Origin of the sequence: Paenibacillus sp. MB22_1, assembly GCF_047200555.1 — a bacterium.
GTDB lineage: Bacteria > Bacillota > Bacilli > Paenibacillales > Paenibacillaceae > Fontibacillus > Fontibacillus phoenicis.
Genome location: NZ_JBLADV010000002.1, coordinates 75816 through 98645, shown reverse-complemented (window position 1 = coordinate 98645; position 22830 = coordinate 75816). Strand labels below are relative to the sequence as shown.

The 22830-nt window shown below is 53.6% G+C and carries 23 protein-coding genes and 2 tRNA genes; 19 read left to right on the top strand and 6 right to left on the bottom strand.

Annotated elements, in window-relative coordinates; all coding sequences use genetic code 11:
• Nucleotides 1-47: 47 nt before the first annotated feature.
• The 3 genes from ACL02P_RS12060 to ACL02P_RS12050 all read left to right on the top strand — a co-directional run bounded on the left by ACL02P_RS12060 (nucleotide 48) and on the right by ACL02P_RS12050 (nucleotide 3156).
• The gene (locus ACL02P_RS12060) at nucleotides 48-1244 is read left to right on the top strand and encodes a peptidylprolyl isomerase (protein WP_412837364.1); all 1197 of its coding nucleotides are present in this window, start codon (nucleotides 48-50) and stop codon (nucleotides 1242-1244) included.
• A gap of 179 nt (nucleotides 1245-1423) precedes the next feature.
• Nucleotides 1424-2158 carry a class I SAM-dependent methyltransferase gene (locus tag ACL02P_RS12055; RefSeq protein ID WP_036645155.1) on the top strand — a complete coding sequence of 245 codons (735 nt, stop codon included), beginning with the start codon at nucleotides 1424-1426 and terminating at the stop codon, nucleotides 2156-2158.
• The gene (locus ACL02P_RS12050) at nucleotides 2155-3156 is read left to right on the top strand and encodes an MBL fold metallo-hydrolase (RefSeq protein WP_412837363.1); all 1002 of its coding nucleotides are present in this window, start codon (nucleotides 2155-2157) and stop codon (nucleotides 3154-3156) included. The genes ACL02P_RS12055 and ACL02P_RS12050 overlap by 4 nt, the downstream gene beginning before the upstream one ends.
• Nucleotides 3157-3222: 66 nt before the next feature.
• Here the strand turns inward: ACL02P_RS12050 and ACL02P_RS12045 are convergent, their stop codons facing one another.
• Nucleotides 3223-3789: a phosphatidylglycerophosphatase A gene (locus tag ACL02P_RS12045; protein WP_407673920.1), complete on the bottom strand. Its 567-nt coding sequence runs from the start codon at nucleotides 3787-3789 to the stop codon at nucleotides 3223-3225.
• 154 nt (nucleotides 3790-3943) lie between these two features.
• On the opposite strand from ACL02P_RS12045, the gene ACL02P_RS12040 reads away from it, so the two are divergent.
• The 3 genes from ACL02P_RS12040 to ACL02P_RS12030 all read left to right on the top strand — a co-directional run bounded on the left by ACL02P_RS12040 (nucleotide 3944) and on the right by ACL02P_RS12030 (nucleotide 6552).
• Nucleotides 3944-5002 carry a GerMN domain-containing protein gene (locus ACL02P_RS12040; protein ID WP_412837362.1) on the top strand — a complete coding sequence of 353 codons (1059 nt, stop codon included), beginning with the start codon at nucleotides 3944-3946 and terminating at the stop codon, nucleotides 5000-5002.
• Between the two features lie 153 nt (nucleotides 5003-5155).
• Nucleotides 5156-5914, top strand: coding sequence for a ribonuclease PH (rph, locus tag ACL02P_RS12035; protein ID WP_412837361.1), 759 nt, complete (start codon nucleotides 5156-5158; stop codon nucleotides 5912-5914).
• A gap of 2 nt (nucleotides 5915-5916) precedes the next feature.
• Nucleotides 5917-6552 carry an XTP/dITP diphosphatase gene (locus tag ACL02P_RS12030; RefSeq protein ID WP_009225130.1) on the top strand — a complete coding sequence of 212 codons (636 nt, stop codon included), beginning with the start codon at nucleotides 5917-5919 and terminating at the stop codon, nucleotides 6550-6552.
• 370 nt (nucleotides 6553-6922) lie between these two features.
• On the opposite strand, the gene asnB is transcribed toward ACL02P_RS12030, so the two are convergent.
• Nucleotides 6923-8767 carry an asparagine synthase (glutamine-hydrolyzing) gene (gene asnB, locus ACL02P_RS12025; RefSeq protein ID WP_412837360.1) on the bottom strand — a complete coding sequence of 615 codons (1845 nt, stop codon included), beginning with the start codon at nucleotides 8765-8767 and terminating at the stop codon, nucleotides 6923-6925.
• A 324-nt stretch (nucleotides 8768-9091) separates the two neighbouring features.
• On the bottom strand, nucleotides 9092-10336 hold the full coding sequence (locus tag ACL02P_RS12020) for an IS110 family transposase (RefSeq protein WP_090728280.1): 1245 nt from the start codon (nucleotides 10334-10336) through the stop codon (nucleotides 9092-9094).
• 410 nt (nucleotides 10337-10746) lie between these two features.
• Here ACL02P_RS12020 and ACL02P_RS12015 point away from each other — a divergent pair, with 410 nt between their 5' ends.
• From ACL02P_RS12015 to ACL02P_RS12005, 3 genes are all read left to right on the top strand, one after another.
• Nucleotides 10747-11061 (top strand): hypothetical protein, encoded by a 315-nt coding sequence (locus ACL02P_RS12015; RefSeq protein ID WP_009225132.1) that lies wholly within the window; start codon nucleotides 10747-10749, stop codon nucleotides 11059-11061.
• A 34-nt stretch (nucleotides 11062-11095) separates the two neighbouring features.
• Nucleotides 11096-11446 (top strand): hypothetical protein, encoded by a 351-nt coding sequence (locus tag ACL02P_RS12010; RefSeq protein WP_232282284.1) that lies wholly within the window; start codon nucleotides 11096-11098, stop codon nucleotides 11444-11446.
• A gap of 91 nt (nucleotides 11447-11537) precedes the next feature.
• Nucleotides 11538-11611 (top strand) — tRNA-Arg (locus ACL02P_RS12005).
• A 389-nt stretch (nucleotides 11612-12000) separates the two neighbouring features.
• Here ACL02P_RS12005 and ACL02P_RS12000 read toward each other — a convergent pair.
• The 3 genes from ACL02P_RS12000 to ACL02P_RS11990 all read right to left on the bottom strand — a co-directional run bounded on the left by ACL02P_RS12000 (nucleotide 12001) and on the right by ACL02P_RS11990 (nucleotide 13526).
• Nucleotides 12001-12074: transfer RNA gene (locus ACL02P_RS12000), tRNA-Gly, on the bottom strand.
• A 365-nt stretch (nucleotides 12075-12439) separates the two neighbouring features.
• On the bottom strand, nucleotides 12440-12940 hold the full coding sequence (locus ACL02P_RS11995) for a glutathione peroxidase (protein ID WP_009225134.1): 501 nt from the start codon (nucleotides 12938-12940) through the stop codon (nucleotides 12440-12442).
• 4 nt (nucleotides 12941-12944) lie between these two features.
• Nucleotides 12945-13526, bottom strand: a complete 582-nt coding sequence (locus tag ACL02P_RS11990; RefSeq protein ID WP_036645157.1) for a thioredoxin family protein — start codon at nucleotides 13524-13526, stop codon at nucleotides 12945-12947.
• Between the two features lie 526 nt (nucleotides 13527-14052).
• Here ACL02P_RS11990 and ACL02P_RS11985 point away from each other — a divergent pair.
• From ACL02P_RS11985 to ACL02P_RS11940, 10 genes are all read left to right on the top strand, one after another.
• A complete protein-coding gene (locus tag ACL02P_RS11985; protein WP_028539362.1) occupies nucleotides 14053-15042 on the top strand; it encodes an ABC transporter ATP-binding protein in 990 nt (329 codons plus the stop codon).
• On the top strand, nucleotides 15039-16040 hold the full coding sequence (locus tag ACL02P_RS11980; RefSeq protein ID WP_009225137.1) for an ABC transporter ATP-binding protein: 1002 nt from the start codon (nucleotides 15039-15041) through the stop codon (nucleotides 16038-16040). Before ACL02P_RS11985 ends, ACL02P_RS11980 begins: the two co-directional genes overlap by 4 nt.
• A 104-nt stretch (nucleotides 16041-16144) precedes the next feature.
• Nucleotides 16145-17809, top strand: coding sequence for an ABC transporter substrate-binding protein (locus ACL02P_RS11975; RefSeq protein ID WP_009225138.1), 1665 nt, complete (start codon nucleotides 16145-16147; stop codon nucleotides 17807-17809).
• A 39-nt stretch (nucleotides 17810-17848) separates the two neighbouring features.
• A complete protein-coding gene (locus ACL02P_RS11970) occupies nucleotides 17849-18853 on the top strand; it encodes an ABC transporter permease (protein WP_009225139.1) in 1005 nt (334 codons plus the stop codon).
• Nucleotides 18854-18865: 12 nt separating this feature from the next.
• On the top strand, nucleotides 18866-19765 hold the full coding sequence (gene nikC / locus ACL02P_RS11965; protein WP_412837359.1) for a nickel transporter permease: 900 nt from the start codon (nucleotides 18866-18868) through the stop codon (nucleotides 19763-19765).
• Between the two features lie 125 nt (nucleotides 19766-19890).
• Entirely contained in the window at nucleotides 19891-20841 is a 951-nt protein-coding gene (locus tag ACL02P_RS11960) for an L-lactate dehydrogenase (RefSeq protein ID WP_323077487.1), read from the top strand.
• Nucleotides 20842-20985: 144 nt separating this feature from the next.
• Entirely contained in the window at nucleotides 20986-21222 is a 237-nt protein-coding gene (locus tag ACL02P_RS11955; protein WP_412837358.1) for a hypothetical protein, read from the top strand.
• Nucleotides 21223-21558: a GNAT family N-acetyltransferase gene (locus ACL02P_RS11950; RefSeq protein ID WP_412837357.1), complete on the top strand. Its 336-nt coding sequence runs from the start codon at nucleotides 21223-21225 to the stop codon at nucleotides 21556-21558.
• 276 nt (nucleotides 21559-21834) lie between these two features.
• Nucleotides 21835-22293, top strand: a complete 459-nt coding sequence (locus ACL02P_RS11945; protein WP_412837356.1) for an alpha/beta fold hydrolase — start codon at nucleotides 21835-21837, stop codon at nucleotides 22291-22293.
• A 69-nt stretch (nucleotides 22294-22362) separates the two neighbouring features.
• Nucleotides 22363-22797, top strand: a complete 435-nt coding sequence (locus ACL02P_RS11940; protein ID WP_009225144.1) for a DUF1801 domain-containing protein — start codon at nucleotides 22363-22365, stop codon at nucleotides 22795-22797.
• Nucleotides 22798-22830 lie beyond the last annotated feature (33 nt).

The window sequence follows — 22830 nt, the reverse complement described above, 5'->3', positions numbered from 1 at the left end:
TTGAATCCAAATTGAATGCTTCATGAAGAAGGGAGTCGCAAAGTCATATGGACGAAAAGGAAAAAAAAGAGTTGGAGGCAACCGGAGGCGAAACCGGAGCCGCTGAGGAGACGCGGGCCCAGGATGGACAGGCCGGTCCGGTGGATGCCGGGACGGACCAGCTAGCGAAAGCGGCAAATGATCCGGCGGATGCTGTGGGCGACCCGTCGACGGAAACGGAATCTTCTCCAGCGAACGAAGCGGAAGTAACCGTCGCGGCTACGGGCAGCACAACCGATGAGGACTTGACGCCGGTGATGGTTCCCCTGAACGGGGAGACGGAGACTGCACCGGTACAAGCCCCTACATCCAGTAATAAAGTATGGCAGATCGTATCGTTGGTACTGGCTGTTTTGCTGGTCGTTGTACTGATCAAACCGCCGTTTGCCACGAATAAGGCAGAGGCCGTCGCTACGGTTAACGGTGTGGAAATTACGAAGGACCGGCTCTATGAAGAACTGGCTGCCAATGGCGGAGAACAAGCGCTGACAAACCTCATCAACCAGGAGCTTGTGAACCAAGAGGCTGCTAAGAACAATATCACGATCACGGATGCCGATGTCGACGCCGAAATCGAAACCTACAAAACCCAGTTTGGTTCGGAAGAAGCGCTGAATCAAGCTTTGGAGCAGTACGGGATGACCATGGATGATTTGCTCAAGCAGGTCGAAATGGAGCTGAAGCTGACGAAGCTGCTGGAACCGCAGATCAATGTTACCGAGGAGCAGGTTAAGGAAACGTTTGAAACCTACAAGGATTCCTTTAATACACCGGAGCAAGTTCGGACTTCCGTCATTTTGGTCGCAACTGAAGAGGAAGCGAAGGATATCGTGAAGCAGTTGAAGGAAGGCGCCGATTTTGCAGAGCTGGCCAAGAGCAAATCGCTGGATACAGCTACGAAGGATCAAGGAGGAGACACCGATTTCTTCGCCCGCGGCGAAATGGAAGAAGCGGTGGAAGAAGCCGCCTTCAAGCTGGCGAAAGGCGAGATTAGCGAGCCTGTTAAGACGAGCGAAGGTTATCAGGTCATTAAAGTCACCGACAAGAAGGAAGCCCACACGGCAACGCTGGAGGAGAAGAAGGATGAGATCCGCAAGAGCCTTATCTCCCAACAGGTTTCCAGCATGTCGGGAACGTGGCTGGAGGACGTTCGCAGCAAAGCGAAAATCACCAATACATTTACGGATGCAGCCGCTGCCGAGTAATTCGGCTGAAGCAGCAGCCATTCTGAACCGCCGAAGCTCTGCTTCGGCGGTTTTTGGTATTTCGGTTTGAACACTTCAAGATCGCTTTGTGTTTCCGGAAGTCTGACGGTACAATGAGGATACACGGATGCATTTGAGTACATATCCAATTGGGACGGATCGTATGGAGGCAGGGGAAGATGGCGGAGTGGTATGAGCTTAGTTTCGGGGAAGATTATTTGCTGGTATATAAGCACCGCGATGCGCAAGGTGCGAAACACGAAGTTCAGCGGATGATCCGCTGGCTTCATCTTCCTCCAGGTGCGAAGGTGTTGGATTTATGCTGCGGCATGGGCCGCCATTCGCTGGCGCTGGCCGAAGCGGGTTACAAGGTGACCGGCGTGGATTTGTCAGAGGTGTTGCTGCGCGAGGCGAGACGCCTCGACCCCGAGGGTCGGATCACCTGGCACCGGGCGGATATGCGCGAGTTGCCGCTTCAAAGCGGGGAGTTTGAGGCGGTGGTGAACTTATTTACTTCATTTGGTTATTTTAAAAAGGACGAGGAGCAGATCAAGGTGCTGCGGGAAGCGGCCCGCGTACTGAAGTCAGGGGGCCGTTTCCTTCTCGATTTTCTTAATCCCGCTTATGTTGCCGCCCATCTTGTTCCGTATTCGGTACGGGAGGACGCGGGGCAGCAGATCGTAGAACGGCGGCGGATTGAAGATGGGTATGTCATCAAGGACATCGAAATTACCGCCCCTGGCGGAGAACCAAGGCATTATATGGAGCGGATTAAGCTGTACGAATTGGATGATTTTCGGCGGATGCTGAAGGAGGCCGGTTTAACCTTGCAGAACGTTCATGGGGATTATGATGAAGAGCTTTACGATCCGAAGACGTCTCGGCGCATGATTTTGGTGGGGGTGCGGCCATGACATTATTGCCGGAAATCCAGCTCTGGGACCGGGAGCTCGTGGCCCGTGTTCCGATCTCGATGGCCCCTCCCCTGCGCAGGGTGAACAGCTACGTGCTGAAGGGAGAAGAGGGGATTACCATCATCGATCCAGGGCCGCGAACGGAGGAGACGATCGAAGAGTGGCGGGCAGCTTGGCAGGATCTCAGGATATCGCCGCGCGACATTAGGCAAATCGTCTTGACCCACCACCACCCCGATCATTATGGCCTGGCGGGATATATGCAGGAGGTCACCGGAGCGGCCGTATTGATGTCGCCGCGGGCTTATAAAGAGACGCGGCTGATGTGGGGGCCGGACAGCCGGATGCACAAAGCGCTGCCCGATTTGTACCGGCGGCACGGGATGCCGGAATCGTGGTACAGCCAGCTGCCCGGGCATCTGCAGGGCTTTTTCGCTCAGATCACGCCGGCTCCCGAAGTAACCTTTCTCCGGGAGGGAGAGCCGATCCGGATGGGTGGACGAGCCTGGCTGCCGATTGAAACGGCCGGACATGCCCCGGGGCACCTGTCCTTTTATAATGCCGAACACCAACTGATGTTCTGCGGGGATGCGGTGCTGCCGCAAATCTCCCCCAACGTCAGCTTCTTGCCCGGCAGTGATCCGCAGCCGCTGCAATCGTTCCTGGATTCGCTGGAGAAGCTGAGCGCTTACGAGGTGGCAACCGCATATCCGGGACACCGCAATCCGTTTGATTATTTTGCGGAGCGTGTGCGGCTGTTGCTTGAGCATCACGGCGAGCGGCTCCTGCGCATCGAACGGTTGCTGCAGGAGCGGCCGCAAACGGCTTTCGACGTTTGCGCCGCCTTATTTGGCACGGAGCTTAGCATCCACCAAATGCGCTTTGCCATGTCAGAAACGCTGGCCCATCTAGTTGAGTTGGTCCGGCAAGGGCGGGCTGAAGAGCAGACGAACGGAGAAGGTACAGACGAGGTTATCCGGTATGCTCCGGTGGAATAGTCCAATAATGCAAAAAGAAGGGCGGCATTTGATTTGCCGTCCTTCTTTGCGTTGCACTGATGGAGATTACCGCTCGGAGTCGAGGGATTCCTCACCGCGTTCTTTTTCCCGTTCCGCTTGTTTGCGATGGGCGATCCGGCTGCTGGCCGAGGCTGCAATGGCGCCGACAATGTCATCCAAGAACGTATTGCACGGACCCAGCGTCTTGTCATTCAGCCGTTCCAAAATGCCCGGTTTCAGCTTATCGACATAACCGTAGTTGGTGAAGCCGATGCTTCCATACACGTTTACGATCGAGAAGGCCAGGATTTCATCCACACCGTACAACCCCTCGTCATTGGCAATCATGTCCTGCAGTTCAGGGATCAGCATCCCCTGCTCTGCCAAAATATCGAGCTGGATGCCGGTCAGCACCGCATTTTGCACCTCGCGTTTGGTCAGCACCTGCTCCACGTTATGTATGCACTCTTCCATCGTCAGGTTCGGGTAGTATTTTTGCTGCAAAAACATTACGAGTTCTGCGATTTGCTCCGTCGTCACGCCGCGCTTGTGCAGCCACTCCTTGGTGGCATCAGCGACTTTCTTGCTGTTCAAGCTGTAAGGCACTTTGGCCTTCGGTTGTTCCATCCCCATACACTCTACTCCTCGTCATTTTTAGTTGGATTGACAAGATATGAAGAAGTTTGTCCAGATCCCGGAAAAATATAGTTATGTTTCGGGACAAGGCTCGTATATATAGTAATACAAATCTTAGCCAATTGAAAAACTTAGGGAGGCACGAGCAAAAATGAAATGGAACCGCCGATTACGAAATACGGCTGCCGCCGGGGCAATATCGCTTCCGCTGCTGCTGTCGGGCTGCGGCATGTTTGGGGGAAGCTCCGCCCAAATCGATCCTCCGCCTACAGATATCGAAACCCAAATGTTGGAAGGTCTGGATGCCGTAGAGCAGACAAGCTTTGCCCAGGAGGAAGCGCTCTCTACAGTTTACTTGGTGAACGAGCATGGCTTGCTGGCCCCGGTCGCCCTGCACTTGCCTGATGGCGAGGCTTCGCTCAAGCTGAACCGGATGCTGGAGATGCTGGTGAAGGACGGCAAATATGCCAGCCTGCTCCCGGCCGGCTTTAGCGGCATTCTTCCGGCGGGCAGTGAGGTGAAGGCCGTCACCGTGAAAAAAGACGAGAAGCTGGCCGTCGTCGAGTTTAATCAAGCGTTTACCGGCTATGAAGCGGCCGATGAGCGCAAAATCCTTGAGGCGTTGACCTGGACGTTAACCGGAACGCCGGATGTGGAGAAGGTTCAGCTGTGGGTGGACGGGCAGAAATTAAACGAGATGCCGGTGAACGGTACGCCGCTGGATCGGCCGCTCAGCCGTAATCTTGGGATTAACCTCGAAATTAAAGCTGAATCCGGCTTATCCCAACTGAGCCCGGTCATTGTGTATTTCTCCGCAGCAACGCCGGAGGGCGTCCAATATTTCGTCCCGGTGACCCGATTTGTACCGGCTGACGGCGATCGGGTGAAATCCGCGCTCGGCGAACTGCTCAAAGGGCCGCAACAAGGAGACGGCTTGGAGCGGGTCGTGACCGACAACACGAAGCTGGAAAGCGTCGAGGTCTCGAAGGACGGCATTGTGACGGTTGCGCTGACGGACGATATGTTTGAAGCCGGCGAGAAGCTGCCAGCACAAATGCTGCAATCACTGGTGCTGACGGTGACGGAGAACCGGGACGACAGCAAAGTACGCATTTGGCTAAACGGGCAAAAGGAAGTCGTTGGCCTGGATAACCAGACCTATAGCGAACCGGTGATGCGGCCGGAAACGATTAACGAAATCCCACTGTAACTATGTTGTTCGCGGCGCGCCCTAAGAGGCAAACCGGACCCTGCTAGGTGCAGGGTTCTTTTTTTGGCCGAATGGAAAGGTGCTTTTATGCCCACACTTTGGTAGAATAGGGAAAGCATATTGACAGCAAGAACACGTAGGAGGCAGTAAAAGATGAGAAGCAACGGACGCCAGGCGGACGAGCGCCGAGCGATGAATTTAACCGTCAATGTTAATAAATACGCAGAAGGGTCTGTCTACATCGAGGTGGGCGATACGAAGGTGCTGTGTACCGCCACGGTTGAAGAGAAGGTCCCGATGTTTATGAAAGGTCAGGGCAAAGGCTGGGTGACGGCGGAGTATTCGATGCTCCCTCGCGCAACTCAAACGCGGAATCAGCGGGAATCGGCCCGTGGGAAGCTGAGCGGCCGTACGATGGAAATCCAGCGGCTCATCGCCCGCGCGCTGCGTTCGGTCGTGGATCTGCAGGCGCTGGGTGAGCGCTCTATCACGATCGATTGCGACGTACTGCAGGCAGATGGCGGAACGCGGACCACGTCGATTACCGGGGCGTTCGTGGCGTTGGCGCTGGCGATGCACAAGATCGCTCAGAAGCACGCGCTGCCGAAGTTTCCGATCACGGACTTTCTCGCATCCGTCAGCGTAGGGATCGTTGGGGAGGACACGTTGTTGGATCTCAACTATGAGGAGGATTCCAAAGCGAAGGTCGACATGAACGTGGTGATGACCGGCAACGGCCAGTTTGTTGAGGTTCAAGGTACCGGGGAAGAGAACCCGTTCTCCCGGGCGGAGTTGGATCATATGCTGGAGCTCGCCGAGAAAGGGATTCGGGAGATGATCGAGCAGCAGCGTGAGGCGCTCGGGCCGATTGCGCTGCTGATCGGAAGCGGGCAGTCCCGATCGGTGGTGTAAGCATGATCGAAGGAACGGAGATTATCGTGGCGACCCGTAATGCCGGGAAGGTGCGGGAATTCGCGCATGCCTTGGCGCCGCTGGGCAAAGAGGTTCGGAGCTTGGCCGATTACCCGGATGCCCCGGAGGTGGTGGAAGACGGGACGACGTTCGCCGAGAACGCCCGTAAGAAGGCCAAAACGGTCGGCGACGCGCTAGGCCGCCCTGTGCTGGCCGACGATTCGGGCCTTTGCGTCGACCAATTGGACGGTGCGCCGGGCGTTTATTCGGCCCGATATGCCGGGGAAGGTGCCAGCGACGAGGACAACAACGAGAAGCTGCTCGCCGAGCTTGAGAAGCGGCGGCTGGGCGAGGATACGGAGCAGCCGCTGCTGAGCACGGCGCGGTTTGTCTGCCACCTGGCCTTGTACGACCCGGCCAATGGGCAGTTTATCGAAGCCTCCGGCGAAGTCGAAGGCTGGATCACCTCCGAGCCGGCGGGCGGCGGCGGGTTTGGGTATGACCCGCTGTTTTATCTGCCGGCGTACGAGAAGACCATGGCCGAGCTGACGCTGGAGGAGAAGCAGGCCGTCAGCCATCGCGGCGCGGCGCTGCGGGCGTTGGCGGACAAGCTGAGCGGGGCGGCTGCGGGGAAGTAGGCGAGGGCCGTGTGACCGTGCAGCACGTGAGGCCCGAGGAGGCCGTGCAGCCCGTGCAGCCCGTGCGGCTTGGCGCATAGCCGCTTGCTTGCGGGAAATTAACGGTAAATCCTCCTGTTAATTTTCGACTTTTTGGCTCGTTGCACCAATTAACGGTAAAACCTACAGTTAATTTTGCCCTAAAGGCCGGAAACGGCCCAAATGCCCGAAATTAACGTCAGGAAATACCGTTAATGCCTGTTAAAGCACCCGAACCGGTAAAATTAACGGCAGGTTTTCCAGTTATTTTTTCGCAACCCACTATAAGCGACATCAAAAAAAGCAAGTCAGGGACCTGGGTAAGGTTCCCGGCTTGCTTTTTGCGCTTCAATTAACGAATTTTCACGTTGTAGGTGCTCAGCCAGAAGTTCACCTGCGACAAATACGCAAACAGCTGCGGACCGCTCATCAGCTGGCCGAACCATGGCAGGTTGGAGGACGATTCCTTGGACGCGGCGATGGCGCGAATTTTGTCCGCATTAATCAGCGGCAAGATCGGCGAGGTCGGGTCGTCGAGAATCTTCAGCATTTGATCCCGCACGGCAGTCAGGTAGTTCGGGTTATGCGTTTTGGGGTAGGGGCTTTTTTTGCGGTAAAGTACGTCTTCAGGCAGGATGCCTTCCAGCGCTTTGCGCAAAATCCCTTTTTCCCGGTTCCCGGTCGTTTTGATCTCCCACGGAATATTCCAGACATACTGCACCAGTCGGTGATCGCAATAAGGCACGCGGACTTCCAATCCTGCAGCCATACTCATGCGGTCTTTGCGGTCCAGCAGCGTTGGCATGAACCGCGTGATGTTCAGGTACGACATGACCCGCATCCGAGCCCGCTCGCCCTTCTCCCCTTCCAGCTTCGGTGTCTCCGCGACCGCTTCGCTGTATCGATCGGCGATATACTGCTCCGGCTTGATCCATTCGCGGATTTCCGGCGACAACAGATCTGCGCGCAGCCCGGTCGCCACAGACCAAGGGAACGTTCCCGAATTCAGCAGCTCCTCGCGGTGGAACCACGGGTAGCCGCCAAAGACTTCATCCGCAGCTTCGCCGGAGATGGCGACGGTGGCCCCTTTTTTAATCTCCCTACAAAAAAGCAACAGCGAGGCGTCCACATCCGCCATGCCCGGCAAATCGCGGGCAATCGTCGAGTCGGGCAGCGCCGCAACCAGCTCAGGCGTATCAAACTTGATCGCGTGATGGGCGGTCTGCAGCTCCTCGACCATCCGCTGGATCCACGGGCCGTCCGCGCCAGGCTGATAGCTGTGGGCCTGGAAATGCTTGTCGTTGTCGACGTAATCGATCGAATACGTATTGACTTGACCTTGGCCGGTCCGCTTGTAATAATCGACGGCCAGCGCGGTCAGTGCGCTGGAGTCCAGACCTCCGGACAGCAAGGTGCACACCGGCACGTCGGAAATGAGCTGGCGTTCCATCGTGTCCTGCAGCAGCTGGCGAATCGTTGCGGCGGTTTTCTCTACATTGTCCGTATGGGGCTCGGCTTCCAGCTTCCAGTAGGCGTATTTTCGCAGTCCATTGCGGTTGAAGATCATGACGTGGCCCGGACGCAGCTCCTTCAGATCCTTGTACACGCTATGGCCGGGCGTCCGCGCCGGACCTATAACGAAAATTTCGGCAAGGCCTTCAGGCCCGACGACGGGCTCAACCTTCGGATGGCGCAAAATCGCCTTCGGCTCGGAACCAAAGATCAGGGTGCCGTCAATTTCGCTGTAGAATAACGGTTTTACCCCGAGACGATCTCGGGCAAAAAAGACATGCTCCCGAACGCTGTCCCAAATGGCGAATGCAAAAATTCCGTTCAGCCGGTAGACGCAATCCGGTCCCCACTCGATATACGATTGCAGCAACACCTCCGTATCACAGTTGGTACGGAACGGTCGGCCTCTCCGCTGCAGCTCCGCTTTCAGCTCCAGCGCGTTATAAATTTCCCCATTATATACAATCGTAAATACCGCGTCTTCCTCATGGATAATCATCGGCTGTGCCCCGTTCTCGGGGTCCATGACGCTGAGGCGACGATGTCCGAAAGCACACGGGCCGGAAATCCAAGTTCCCTGGGCATCCGGTCCCCGGTTTTCCAGACAGGATGTCATGGATAACACCAGATCCGATTCTTTCGTCAAGTCCCGGTTCCATTCGATAAAGCCGGTTATTCCGCACATTTTTGCTATCTCCTCTCCGCATTGCTTTACAGTCCCCGCTTGCCGACCGGGTGAAAAGTATTAACAAATTATGCCGAACGAGGGCATAAAATGTCTGTCCATTATGGAAAACTATGGCGTGGAGGCAGTATAGCGCGAGGTGAAGCAAGGCATAAGAAGTCCAGCGGTATGATGTCAAGTCCTAGATTCGAGTAAATTGGAAATTTTCTATGTGAAAAGTGCTTTGAGTCTAGAAAAATGACAATATCAAACTAATCCCAGCCCAAATCAAGGATAATTCCAGATTTTTACTGGGAATGAGTAAGGACTTTGGCAAAGGGGGCGTCAATCCTTCGCAGTCGTTACCTTCTTCCGTGGCGTATAGAGTTGGCCGTTGCGTAGCAGCACATCGACCAGACGCACAAGTTTTCTTGCCGTTAAGACGAGGGCGCGTTTGTGTTGGTGCTTAGGAACTTCTTTGTACTTCTTCCGGTAATACTCACCGAATTCCTCATCGCGGTTTTTCACCGAGTTGGCAGCTTCAACCAGGTAATAGCGAAGGAATCGGTTGCCGGATTTAATGCGTTTGGTATCTTCGGCTTCAAAAGGGCCAGACTGATGTTTACGCCAGGAAAGGCCGGCATACTTGGCCACAGCCGCTTGATCACTGAAGCGATCGATGTCTCCAATCTCCGCGAGGATACCGGCGGCATACACCCGGTCAATCCCAGGGATGGAGCGCAAGCATTTGGATTCAGGCAGGCCTTCGAGAATGCGCTCTATGGCTTTGTCCAAATCTTTGAGCTGTGCCTGGATGCTTCGAATCACTTGAATGGATGTGCCAAGCACCAGGTCGATGGAGTCCTCAACCACTTTGGAAAGTCGATAAGAGGCTCTGGCAGCCTTCTGAATGCAGCGTGCGACGTTCTCCGGATCAGGGAAGCGATTGCGTCCCTTGTCCCTTAAATAGTCGGCCAATTCGGCGACATCCATCGTGGCAATGTCGTCAAGGCTGTACTTCTCGGAGAGCATCTCCATGAGCGCGTGACCGAATACCGAGCTGTCTACTTCGGTCGTAAAGGCGTTGCACTTGTAGAACAGGTTCTGCAAAAAATATTGCTTCTCACGCGCCAGGTTGTGGATCAGGTGGAATCGCATGCGCGTGAGGCGCTGGAGCGCAACATATTGCTCTTGCATGACGATGGTGGTGGTCAATCGTCCAAAGCGCAAGCGATCCGCAATCACCCAGGCATCAAGACGGTCGGTCTTGTCCATATCCGGGTAGGCTTCTCTGAATTTGCTGACCAGCTTCGGGTTGATGGTGAACACTTTGGCTTTACGGGCTTTGAGCGCCGGATCCTCATGCATGAACATGGCAGGATGCCAGCTGTAGACCGAAGTCGCTTCAAGGCCAATGTGAATCTCGGAAGACGAATGCTTGTCCGCTACAGCGACGATGCGATCTCTCAGATGAGAAGCGCCGTCGAGATTATTCTTGACGGTGAGCGTTTCCAGCTTGTCTCCGTCGGGATTCATAAAGCACGCTTCCAGTTCTTGTGAGCTGACGTCAATACCGACAAATAACTTCAAATGGAGTTCCTCCTTTCTGTTGAGGGATTCAGGGAATGGACGCTCCGGGATGCCTCCGGCGCACACGCAGATCAATCACCCTCGCCTATGAGAACACACTTCAGTCCATGAGCTGCCCCGGCACTGCTATAGCCGGGCATGGGTTGCCGAAGGGAACAGCCAGCGGGTAAGAAGTTCAGACGTGTACCGGAGAAACAGACTTTTAATGTAGACGTGGCTACAGGAGGGATACGAATTTCCCCGAATGGACCCTAAGTTCCATTGTCCAGAGACATTCCAGAAAGTCCAGTCCCCATTCAATTTTCAAAGAACGATTTGCTGGAAAATTTCAAGGAATCTCTCCAGCCCCTACGGGGCTGGAAGCTGAAAGAAAAGAGCTTTCAAAAGATACTATACGAGGAGGGTTAACCATGGAAAAAAGGACTTATTACGTTTCGGTTCAAGGGCGATCGCTCCTTGAGGATCCCGGCGCTGCAGCGTACGAGTGGGAGATTCAAGCCACCCGGGAGGAGGCGGATCACCTGAGTCATATGCTCGAGCATTTGGGGGAGAAGGAGGAGAACGGGTTTATGGCTTTTACCTATCCTTGGCCGGATACGCCGGAAGATGAGGTCAACCGCAGCTACGAAAGTTATCTGAACGCGTTGTATCGTGAAATTTACCGGCTGGGCACGGCGGAAACGCGGGCGCAAATGGAGCGCTCCGGTTTTGCAGCACAGCTGTAGCTGTTTGGATGTCCATCGGAAAGGAGCGACGCCTGTGACGTATTATATCAAGGACGCGGAATATCGGCGGATGGATGAGCACCAAGGGCGACCCTGTGCCGTGATCCAGGTGTATCCGGGCGCGGTGGGAGACCCCGAGCTTTTTGTATATGTGGCGCGTGCTGCGGACGGGAAAGGGTATGAAATCATCCGGATGATCCGCAGCGAGGCGAACTTGGAGATCGACTGGTACGATAATAATCTGCATCAGGCGTTCTCTGAGGTGGCGGAGGAGCGGTTTGGGGATCGGGGCTGGCCGGAGCCGGAAGCTCAGCGGAAGGAGTTCCTGCAGAATCTGCTCGCGAATGAGCAGATCGTCGCCCGATTGGAGCAGTTGCCCCATTGAGGGAGGAATCACCAAATTTATGCCAAAAACGCTTTGAAAAACAAAAAGGATGCGCTATAATAATTAACGCATCCTTTTTCTATAACGACGTGTCCCAGTAGCTCAGCTGGATAGAGCAACGGCCTTCTAAGCCGTCGGTCGGGGGTTCGAATCCCTCCTGGGACGTGACGAAAGAGCACCCTTTGGGGTGCTCTTTTTGCTATAGTCCCAGGTTGGGCGAGAACCCCCACAATCAACTAACTGGATTTTCTACCGCTATTTTGGCCGTTTTTGGACAAAACCGAAGAATTAGAGGTAAATCCTACTGTTAATTTTGTTCAAAAATGCCCCTGAGCGGGAAATCAGCAAAAATAACAGTAGAATTTCCAGTTAGTAGCTTGCACGTGAGAAAAAATCAAATATTAACGGTAAGTTTTCCAGTTAATTCATCTCGACCCTGGCTCAGGGGAAGTCAAATAAAGAACTCGCCCCCAAATGTGGTAAGATCCGCATCTTCCAGATAAAATCAAAAAAACCCTTTGTTAATCAAAGGGCTAGAGGTTAAAAAAAGGTTATGGAGCGGGTGAAGGGAATCGAACCCTCGCCTCAAGCTTGGGAAGCTGGCATTCTACCATTGAACTACACCCGCAAGAGCTAAGCAAGAAATATTATAACGCCAACGCAGACAAGAATCAAGCCCCGCCATTAATTACCGGTCGGGGCGTTTCAATTTACTTTACGATGATGCTTCGGATGCAGCCATCCCTCTCACGATCTGCGCAGGTTTCAAGGGCAGCGCCTGCCCGTCGATCGACAGGATTTCGAGCGATGGCGGCGATCGGTGGATTCAGAGAATAACGAAAAGGCTCAGTTCTTCTAGTGGTTAGCATAAATAAGATTATAGCGAAAATTGTCGATTAGAACGAAGTTTTTTTATGCGGAGAGACTGCGTAAAAAAACGCCGGAGTATTAAGTTTCCGGCGGCTTTGGCGGTATGGGCGTTAGGGCTTGAGATTAACGGCCTGCCGCCGAACTAGACAGCAGCGCTTGAAGGTCCGGCTCAATCTCAGCGGGTTCGGTGCGAGCCGCATACCGCTTGACGATCTCGCCGTCTCGCCCAACCAGGAACTTCACGAAGTTCCATTCGATATCCCCCGTATCGTAAGGTTCTGGCGTATGCTCCCGCAGATAACGGTATAACGGGTGGGCGTGCTCCCCGTTTACGTCGATTTTGGCGAAGAGCGGAAAAGTGACTTGATAATTCGTTTCACAGAAAGCCTTAATCTCTGCTTCCGTCCCAGGCTCTTGCTCGGCGAATTGATTGCAGGGGAACCCAAGAACGGAGAAGCCTTGGTCCTTGTACTTGCTGTACAGTTGCTGCAGCCCCGCATAATGCGGTGTCAACCCGCATGCACTGGCGGTATTGACGATGAGCAGCACTTGTCCCCGATATGGCGCGAGCGTCGTGGTTTCACCCGTAATCGTACGGACTTCAAAATCGTAAAGGCGGCTCATCGGCTTACACCAAATCGCAGGCGTCCGCTGGCATCCAGTGAGCGTCCTGCCCTTCCCATTTCACATTGCAGCCGATCGGATTCGTTAGCGGAATCGAAATTTCGCGCCCGGTGGTGAGCTCCTCCAACACCCGATCCAGATCGTTAACCGTCATTTTGCTCGTGTCGCGCGGGTTATCAACGCCGCGTCCCGTATAGACGAGCTTGCGGTCGGCATCAAAGACGAAGAAATGCGGCGTGCGCAGCGCACCATAGTCTTTCGCTGCCGTTTGTTCCTTATCCCGCAAATACACCCAAGGGAATCGATGCTGCTCCATCCGTTTGACCATGTGCTCGAAAGAATCTTCCGGATGGGTGTTTTCGCTGTTCGAGTTAATCCCTACAAATACGACTCCCCGATCCTTGAACTTCTCTGCCGTTTGCCGCGTGACTTCATCAGAGCCAAGCACATAAGGACAGTGATTGCAAGTAAAAAACACGACGAGCACCTTGGCCAAAGCAAAAGATTCCAAAGAGTAGGTCTGGCCATCCGTAGCCGGCAGGTTAAAGTTTGGTGCCGGACTTCCCAAAGTTAACGTGAAACTCATCACCATCACCTCTCACATATTTTGATAACGTTTACTTCCATTCTACCTTAAATGTTCCGATAATCTCAAATTTTATGAATTACCTGCTAAATAGCTGTCATAGACATGACATTCTGAAATTTTCTATTGTCTATTCTGTGAAAATGCTGTAAAGTAGCTTATCAAATAAGCCATTAATTTTATGTCAGTTAACTTAACACTCCAATTGACCATAGTTCGATAAATCGCCACTTTTAGCGAAATTACGGCAGAGTAATTGTGATTTACCGTATATCGCTTCATTGACCCCTTCTGCTTAGGCTTCTGCTTTACCTGATTGCTGTGCGGAAGCGAGAATGTACATTCGTCCGCGTTGTAGAGACAATTCGAAGGTCGAGTGCCGCAACTAACATAGAGATAGAGGGCACTGCTGCATCTTTACGCTTTAGGAAATTACAGCACGACAGATCGATTGTACATTTGTCTATTATTGACGGACATTGTCGAATTGCGAGATTCCATTTTTACGGGAAAAGAGGCTGTAAACATGATTCAACCCATTTTGCAGATTAAGGATTTGCACACCCACTTTTTTACCGACCGAGGCGAAATCCCTGCGGTGGACGGCGTGAACCTGTATGTGAATCCCGGCGAGGTGCTTGGCGTCGTTGGCGAATCCGGCTGCGGCAAAAGCGTTACCTCCTTGTCGATCTTGAAGCTGATCCCTCAGCCGCCTGGCAAAATTACGGGAGGGTCGATCGAGTTTAAGGGGAAGGACATTGTTCCGATGAAGGAGCGGGAAATGCGAGCGATTCGCGGGAACTCGATTTCCATGATTTTTCAGGAGCCGATGACGTCGCTGAATCCGCTGTTTACCGTCGGCCAACAAATTGGGGAGACGGTTCGGCTGCACCGGGGGCTCAGCAAGAAGCAAGCACGGGAACATACCATCGACATGCTGAAAAAGGTTGGCATTCCTCGGCCGGAGGCCATCATCGATGAATATCCGCATCAACTCTCCGGCGGGATGAGACAACGGGTGATGATCGCGATGGCGATCTCCTGTAATCCGGAGTTGCTGATCGCTGACGAACCAACTACAGCACTCGACGTGACCATCCAGGCACAGATCCTCGATTTGATCCGGCGCTTGAATGAGGAGAACGGTACGGCCGTAATGATGATCACGCATGACCTTGGGGTCGTTGCCGAGATGTGCCACCGGGTAGCTGTGATGTATGCCGGCAAAGTGGTGGAGGAGGGCCCTGTGCGGGATATTTTTAAAAATCCGCTGCATCCCTACACCCAAGGGCTGATCAAGTCGGTGCCGCGCATGGACGAGGACCGCAAGCGCCTGTTCTCCATTCCAGGCAACGTGCCGATCCTGAACACCCGGATGAAAGGCTGTCGCTTTGCCGAACGCTGTTCGCATGCGATGCCGATTTGTTCGGAGCAGCTGCCTGAGCTGAAGGAATACGAAACGGCGCATAGCTGCCGGTGCTGGCTCCATGAAACGCCACAGGAGGAAGTTGTATGAGTGAACCCTTACTGCAAGTTGAACATCTGAAAAAATACTACCCTACCGGGGGCGGATGGTTTGGCAAGTCACAGCAATTCGTTAAAGCGGTCGATGACATCTCGTTTACCGTGCGACGGGGCGAAACGTTTGGACTGGTGGGGGAAAGCGGCTGCGGGAAATCCACGACCGGTCGTTCCCTGCTTCGGCTGATTGAGCCGACCGGCGGCAAGGTGATTTTTGAAGGGGAGGACATCACGGCTTTGTCGCCAGAGGCGCTGCGCCGGAAACGCAAGGATATGCAGATTGTGTTCCAGGATCCCTTCTCCTCGTTGGATCCTCGCCATACGGTGCAGCGGATTCTGGAGGAACCGCTGATCGTTCACGGCGTGGGCAATGCCAAGGAACGTAAACAGATGATCGACCGGTTGATCGATGTCGTTGGTCTGACGCAAAGCCATCTGCAGCGTTATCCGCACCAATTCTCCGGCGGTCAGCGGCAGCGGATCGGGATCGCCCGTGCATTGGCGCTCCAGCCAAAGCTGATTGTCGCCGACGAGCCGGTTTCCGCGCTGGATGTGTCGATCCAGTCGCAGGTGGTGAACCTGCTTCAGGATCTGCAAGAGGAGTTCGGGTTGACGTACATCTTTATCGCCCACGATTTAAGTGTCGTGAAGCATATCTGCGACCGGGTAGCGGTTATGTACCTCGGCCGGATCGTTGAGATTGCCGACAAACACAAGCTGTACTCGTCACCTCAGCATCCGTATACCCAGGCGTTGCTCTCCGCAGTTCCGCAGCCGGATCCGGACAAGAAGACCGAGCGGATTATTCTGCAAGGCGAAGTGCCCAGCCCGGCTAATGCGCCGGTCGGCTGCGCGTTTCATACGCGGTGTCCGATGGCAATGGACGTTTGCCGGACGCACCGCCCTGAGCTGGCTGAGACGGATGCGGGCCATTTGACGGCTTGCCATCTGTACACCGAAGTGAAGAACACAGGAAGCGCGAGCTTGGCATAAAGATGACGTTTTGAACTACCTCTAAAGGTTTATAGTCTGGGTACTATGCCCAGCTTTTTTATAAACAAGAAATTATATATTGGGATTCAGAAGGGAGCCACAAAATGAAAGCAAAGAGATGGAGTAGTGTTGTTCTTGTTACGATGCTGAGCGCCGCCATCGCCTTGGCGGGGTGCGGAGGCAGCAACAATGCCGGTGGCAGTAATTCCGGCGGAACGAATACGGGCGCGAATACGGAGGCAACCACTCCGACCGGTTCGGCCCAAGATACATTGGTTGTAGGCCGCGGCGGGGATTCCGCTTCTCTGGACCCAGCCATCGTAACCGACGGTGAATCTTTGAAAATCGCCCACCAAGTCTTTGATTCCTTGCTGGAGTACAAAGAAGGAACAACCGAGGTTCAAGGCTCGTTGGCCGAGAGCTGGACGGTATCTGACGACGGTTTGACCTATACCTTCAAGCTGCGTCAAGGCGTGAAGTTCCATGATGGTACGGATTTTAATGCGGATGCGGTTGTATTCAACTTCACCCGTTGGTCTGATCCAAACAGCGAATACAAATTTGAAGGCGACTCCTTTGACTACTATGATTCCATGTTTGGTCCAGACGGCAAACGCGTTATCAAGGAAGTAGAAGCGGTCGACGAGAACACGGTTAAGTTTACACTGAACCAACCGCAAGCGCCGTTCTTGCAAAACCTGGCCATGACCTCTTTCGGGATCGCCAGCCCAACGGCCATCAAGGAGAAGAAAGAAAACTTCAAGAACGAGCCGGTAGGTACAGGTCCATTCGTATTCAAAGAGTGGAAACGCAATGACTCGATTACGTTAGAGAAGAACCCGAACTACTGGAAAGAAGGGCTTCCGAAGCTGAACAAAGTGATCGTTCGCTCTATCCCGGATAACTCTGCTCGTTTCAACGCGCTGCAAAGCGGTGAAATCGATTTGATGGAGGACCTGAGCCCGGACGATCTGGCGACCTTGGAAGCGAACCCGGATCTGCAAAAGATCGAGCGTCCTTCCAACAACGTAGGTTATGTCGGCTTCAACCTGAAAAAAGAACCGTTTAACAACGTGAAAGTAAGACAAGCGCTGAACTATGCCGTTGATAAGCAAGCGATCATCGATGCCTTCTTCGCAGGCCAAGCTGAACCGGCTAAGAACCCAATGCCGCCGTCCCTGTGGGGCTACAACGATAGCATTACCGATTATGAGTATGATCCAGAGAAAGCGAAAGCGTTGCTGGCCGAAGCAGGTTATCCGAACGGTCTGCCAGGCGAATATGTCTTCTATGCCATGCCGGTATCCCGTCCTTACATGCCAGACGGCAAGAAGGTAGCCGAAGTTATTCAGCAAAACTTTGAAGAAGTTGGCGTAAAAGTGAAAATCGAATCTCCGGAATGGGCCGTTTATCTCGACGATGCGCAAGCCGGTGAAAAAGACGATCTGTTCATGCTCGGTTGGACCGGCGACAACGGCGACCCAGACAACTTCCTGTACACGCTGCTGGACAAAGACGCGATTCCGTCCAACAACTACACGTACTATTCGAGTGACGAACTGCATGAGTTGTTAGTCGCTGCGCAAAAAGAAACCGACCAATCGAAACGTGAGGAACTGTACAAACAAGCGCAAGAAATCATCAAAGCCGACGCTCCGTGGATTCCGCTCGTGCATACGACACCGCTCCTGGCTGCAAGAGCGAATCTGAAAGGATACGTTCCGGCGCCGACAGGTACGGAATATTACAGCAACATCTATTTCGAATAACAGGCGGGAGCTTAACGCCTCTGGCAGGTGAACCTCATCTTGAAAGCTTATATTTTGAAAAGAATACTCATCATGGTTCCTGTCCTAGTCGGCATGACGATTATCGTGTTTTCCATTATCCATGCGATTCCCGGTGATCCTGCGGAAACGATTCTGGGGCAGAAGGCAACGGAGCAGTCCAAGGAAGCGCTCCGCGAGCAACTGGGCCTGAACAATCCGTGGTATCAGCAGTATTTCACGTACATGGGAGATTTGTTGAAAGGTGACCTGGGGCAATCGATCCGCACGAGAGTACCGATTGCCCAGGAGATTGCCCCCTATCTGGCGGCTACGGCGGAACTAACCGTGGCAGCCATGGCGTTTGCAATCTTCTTTGGCGTGAATGCCGGCATCATCAGCGCCTGGAAGCAAAACTCGTGGTTCGATTACATTTGCATGCTGATCGCGTTGATTGGGGTATCGATGCCAATCTTCTGGCTCGGGCTGATGGAGCAGTGGATCTTCTCGCTTAAATTGCATTGGCTGCCTTCCATCGGGCGGATGAACCAACGTGATCCGGTTGAAGCGGTCACCAATCTGTATCTGATCGACAGCATGATCGCAGGCCGCTGGGATCAGTTATGGACGGTGTGCAGGCATTTGATTTTACCAAGTGTCGCGCTGGGTACGATTCCGATGGCGATTATCGCCCGGATGACGCGGTCGAGTATGCTGGAAGTCATGAATTCCGATTTCGTTCGCACGGCCAAGGCCAAAGGGTTGTCGCAATTTATTGTCATCTATAAACACGCCTTGAAAAATGCATTTATTCCCGTGCTGACGGTCATCGGTCTGCAAACTGGCGCATTGCTTGGCGGTGCGGTTTTGACCGAAACGATCTTCGCATGGCCTGGTGTGGGACGGTATATTTACGAAGCGATCAGCTCGCGTGATTATCCGGTAATTCAATCCGGCATTCTGGTTATCGCCTTTATTTTCGTCATTATCAATCTGATCGTGGATTTGCTGTACGCAGCGGTCGATCCACGCATCCGTTACCGGTAAAGGAGGGAAACCATGGCAGAGGCAACTACAGCAAGCACAAACCGCAGCACCGCCGTCCCGGCCGAGAAGGTTTCCGGACCTTGGCGCGATGCGTGGAAAGCGTTCCGCAAAAATAAAATCGCCATGGCCGGCCTGATCATGATCGTGTTTTTCATTCTGATCGCCTTGCTGGCCCCGGTGATTGCTCCTTATGAATTTGACAAGCAGGTTTTGCGCGACCGCTTAAAACCGCCGTCCTCATCGCATTGGTTTGGGACGGACGATCTGGGACGCGACCTGTTCACCCGCGTATTATACGGGGCGCGAATCTCCTTATGGGTGGGGACGTTCTCCGTTGTGGGATCAATCATTTTGGGGACGCTCTTCGGCATTCTGGCAGGGTTCTACGGCAAATGGATCGATATGGTGATTTCGCGCCTGTTCGATATTTTGCTGGCGTTCCCGAGCATTTTGCTGGCGATCGCGATCGTGGCCATCCTTGGTCCGTCGCTGCAAAACGCGTTGCTTGCCATCGCCATCGTCAACATCCCAACGTATGGGCGGCTGGTGCGGGCGAAGGTGCTTAGCCTGAAGAACGAAGAGTATATCACTGCAGCACGGGCAATCGGGATGAAAAACAGCGCGATTTTGCTGCGGCACATCCTGCCAAACAGCTTGACGCCAATCATCGTGCAAGGCACGCTGGGAATCGCTACGGCGATTATCGAAGCGGCTGCGCTGGGCTTCCTTGGTTTAGGTGCTCAGCCGCCTACACCGGAATGGGGCAAGATGCTGTCTGACTCGCGTCAATTCATCGCCACCGCTCCGTGGACTGTAGTTTTCCCGGGGATTTCGATCATGCTGACCGTACTTGCCTTCAACCTGATGGGCGACGGTTTGCGTGACGCGCTTGACCCGCGGATGAAAAGTTAAATCCATCGTTATGAACTGTCGGGAGGATTCCCGGCAGTTTTTTTGTGTGTTGCACCAAATATACGGTCTGCGGTTATAATTTAGGCATCGGATATAGAGAATGGATAGGAGAAGGAGGCGGCAGAATGGCTAAAAAAGCGAGGAAGGTAACGATCGTTGGTTCCGGCCTGGTCGGTACGGCTTGCGCTTATTCCATGATCAATCAATCGATCTGCGAAGAAATTATGATGATTGACCGGACGTATGATCGTGCGGTGGCACATGCGCTGGATTTGTCGCATTGCATGGATTTTACGCCAACCCGTACGAAGGTATATGCTGGCCGGCTGGAGGACTGCCGCGACATGGATGTGGTTGTGCTGACGGCAGGGGCGAATCCGAAGCCGGGGCAAACGCGTCTGGATGTGCTGGGCGAGGCGGAGAAGATTACGCGGGATATCGTCAGCCGCATCGTGGATGGAGGATTTGACGGCGTGTTTGTCGTCGCTGCCAATCCGGTGGACATCGTGACCTATATTGTACGCGAGGTGTCGGGATTCCCGCGGAACCGGGTGATCGGCACTGGGACCTCCATCGATTCGGCGCGGCTCAAAACGCTGCTGTCGGAGGTATTTGCTGTTGATCCGCGCAGTGTAAACGGGTATGCGATGGGAGAGCACGGGGATTCGCAGTTTGTGGCCTGGTCGCATGTCACGATCGGCGGGAAACCGCTACTGCACATTTTGGAGCAGCATAAGGAGCGGTTCCGCCACGTCAAGCTGGACGAAATCGCGCAAAAAACCAAAGATGCGGGATGGGAGATTTTTACCCGTAAGGGCAACACCCAGTTTGGGATTGGGAACGCGCTCGCTTATATCGTGAGATCCATCTTAAACGACGAGCACAAAATCATCGCCGTTTCGGTTGTGCTGGAGGGGGAATATGGACAGACCGGAGTTTGTGCCGGTGTGCCTGCCATTATCGGTGACGGCGGGATCGAGGAAGTGCTGGAACTGAACTTGACCTGGGAGGAACAGCGCAAATTTACGCAATCCTGCGATATTTTGAAGGCGGCGATTGCAAGTCTTCAACTCTAATCATGTTTAGCCGCTGTCGGTTGGCGGTTTATCAGAGCATCCGTTCGATGGGGAACGGATGTTTTTTTATTTTTCCTGGAGAGGTCTGATTCTGTGCTTAAGTCGCGGGAAGGAGGGGGAATCCGCCTGAGGACCGTTCTGTGCATGTTTCCCCTTTTTATACAGGCGGCGGAGATTTTTGTGGAAGGCTTTTACGACTCGCTGCGATACTTTACTTCGGACCGGGACAAACTGGCGAAAGCCATTGTGCATGCTTTGGTCAGAGAGCAGTTTTTTGTTGCCTTGGAAAGGGAGCAGGTTCTGGGGATATTCGCGTATTCCGCGGGGCAGAAGCGGGCTTTCCGGTTTCAACGGGCTGAGCTTCAGCGGGAACTTGGCTGATTGAAGGGAAGTTTGTTTTATTTCCTTGTCCGTCGGGAGCTGGAAAAACCGCTGCATTTGGCGGAGGGCCAATGTTATTTCGAGGCGGTTGCTACGGCAAAGCAAGCACGGGGTCGTGGGGTTGCCAGCCAACTGAACAACGAACTGATATCTCGTTTAGGTTATGACGATTATATTTTGGAGGTTGTTGATACCAATACCGCAGCGATTCGTTTATATGAACGATTGGGGTATGCCGAGTTTCGGCGGAAGCCGCAGCGCTGGTTTCGGAAGCAGGCGGGGTTTAATGCCAGGTTGTATATGAGATGGATGCAAGACCAGGCGCGACCAGAATAAGGTGTGGTAAATTTAGGTCTAGACAAGAACATATATTCTCTTTATGATGAGGGCATCATGCGGCCGATCGTGCTGATTCACGGGTTTACGCTTGACCATCGCCTGATGAGCGGCTGCATGGAACCGATATTTCAGAATCGCACGGGGTGGAGAAGGATTTACCTTGATTTGCCATTTGCCGGGGACGGGAAAGTCGAAGAATTATGCGGGTATTGAGAATACGGACGGGATGCTGGATGCGGTGCTGGAGTTGATCGATGGGTTGGTGCCGGACCCTTGATCGTGGCGGATCCAGATCAACGGGAACTGCCGGACCATACGGTTATTTATGAGGATCCGGCGTTGATTCATGAACTGTCTCCCGAGGAGTATGATGATTTTTGCTCGATGAGCGCAGTTTTGGATCGGCACACCTGGAGAAGGTATGCAAACGAGATCGTTCCCGGCTGTCGCATGGCAGATTCCGCTTTTTTGGACAAGATTCGGGCACGGTATGGGTTTTCTTTTCTGATCGATCGGGAGAAGTTTGACGCGCCTTCGTTATTCCTGCTCGGCAGGCAGGACACGTCGGTGGGATATGCGGATGCGCTCCGCTTTTTAGAGCTGTATCCGTGCGGTACGCTTGCGGTCATGGACCGGGCCGGGCATAACCTGCAGATTGAGCAGGAGGACACGTTTAACGCGTTGGTGAACGAGTGGCTGGATCGAGTGGAGGAAGCTAAGGATAAGGAATAATAAAATGAGACAGGCTTGCGGTGGGACTTGAATTGGCGGGATACGGAGATTCTTGAGGGAGGTTTCTGAATGTACGAGTTGAAGACCAAAGAAAACGACAACAGTGTCATCGAGTTCATTGAAGGGGTGGCCGATGCCAAGAAGCGAGAGGATGCCTATCGGTTACTGGATATTTTTACAGAGACAACGGGGTATCCGGCCAAAATGTGGGGCCCCAGCATCATCGGCTTTGGCTCCTACCACTACAAATACGCCTCCGGCCACGAAGGGGATGCGCCGCTGGTTGGCTTCTCGCCTCGGAAGGCGAAGATCAGCCTATATCTTGCCGCGGATGATCCGGGACGAGGCGCTTTGCTGGAATCCTTCGGGAAGCATACCCAAGGGAAAGGGTGTGTTTACATTAATAAAGTCGCCGACATCGATGTGGACGTGCTGCGTAAGTTGATCCGGCATTCGGTCGAGCACCTTCAGAAGTTGTATCCGAATGATGGGGGAAGGAGCTAGCTGGTAAGCGGCTCTTTCTTTGTGTCGGAAACG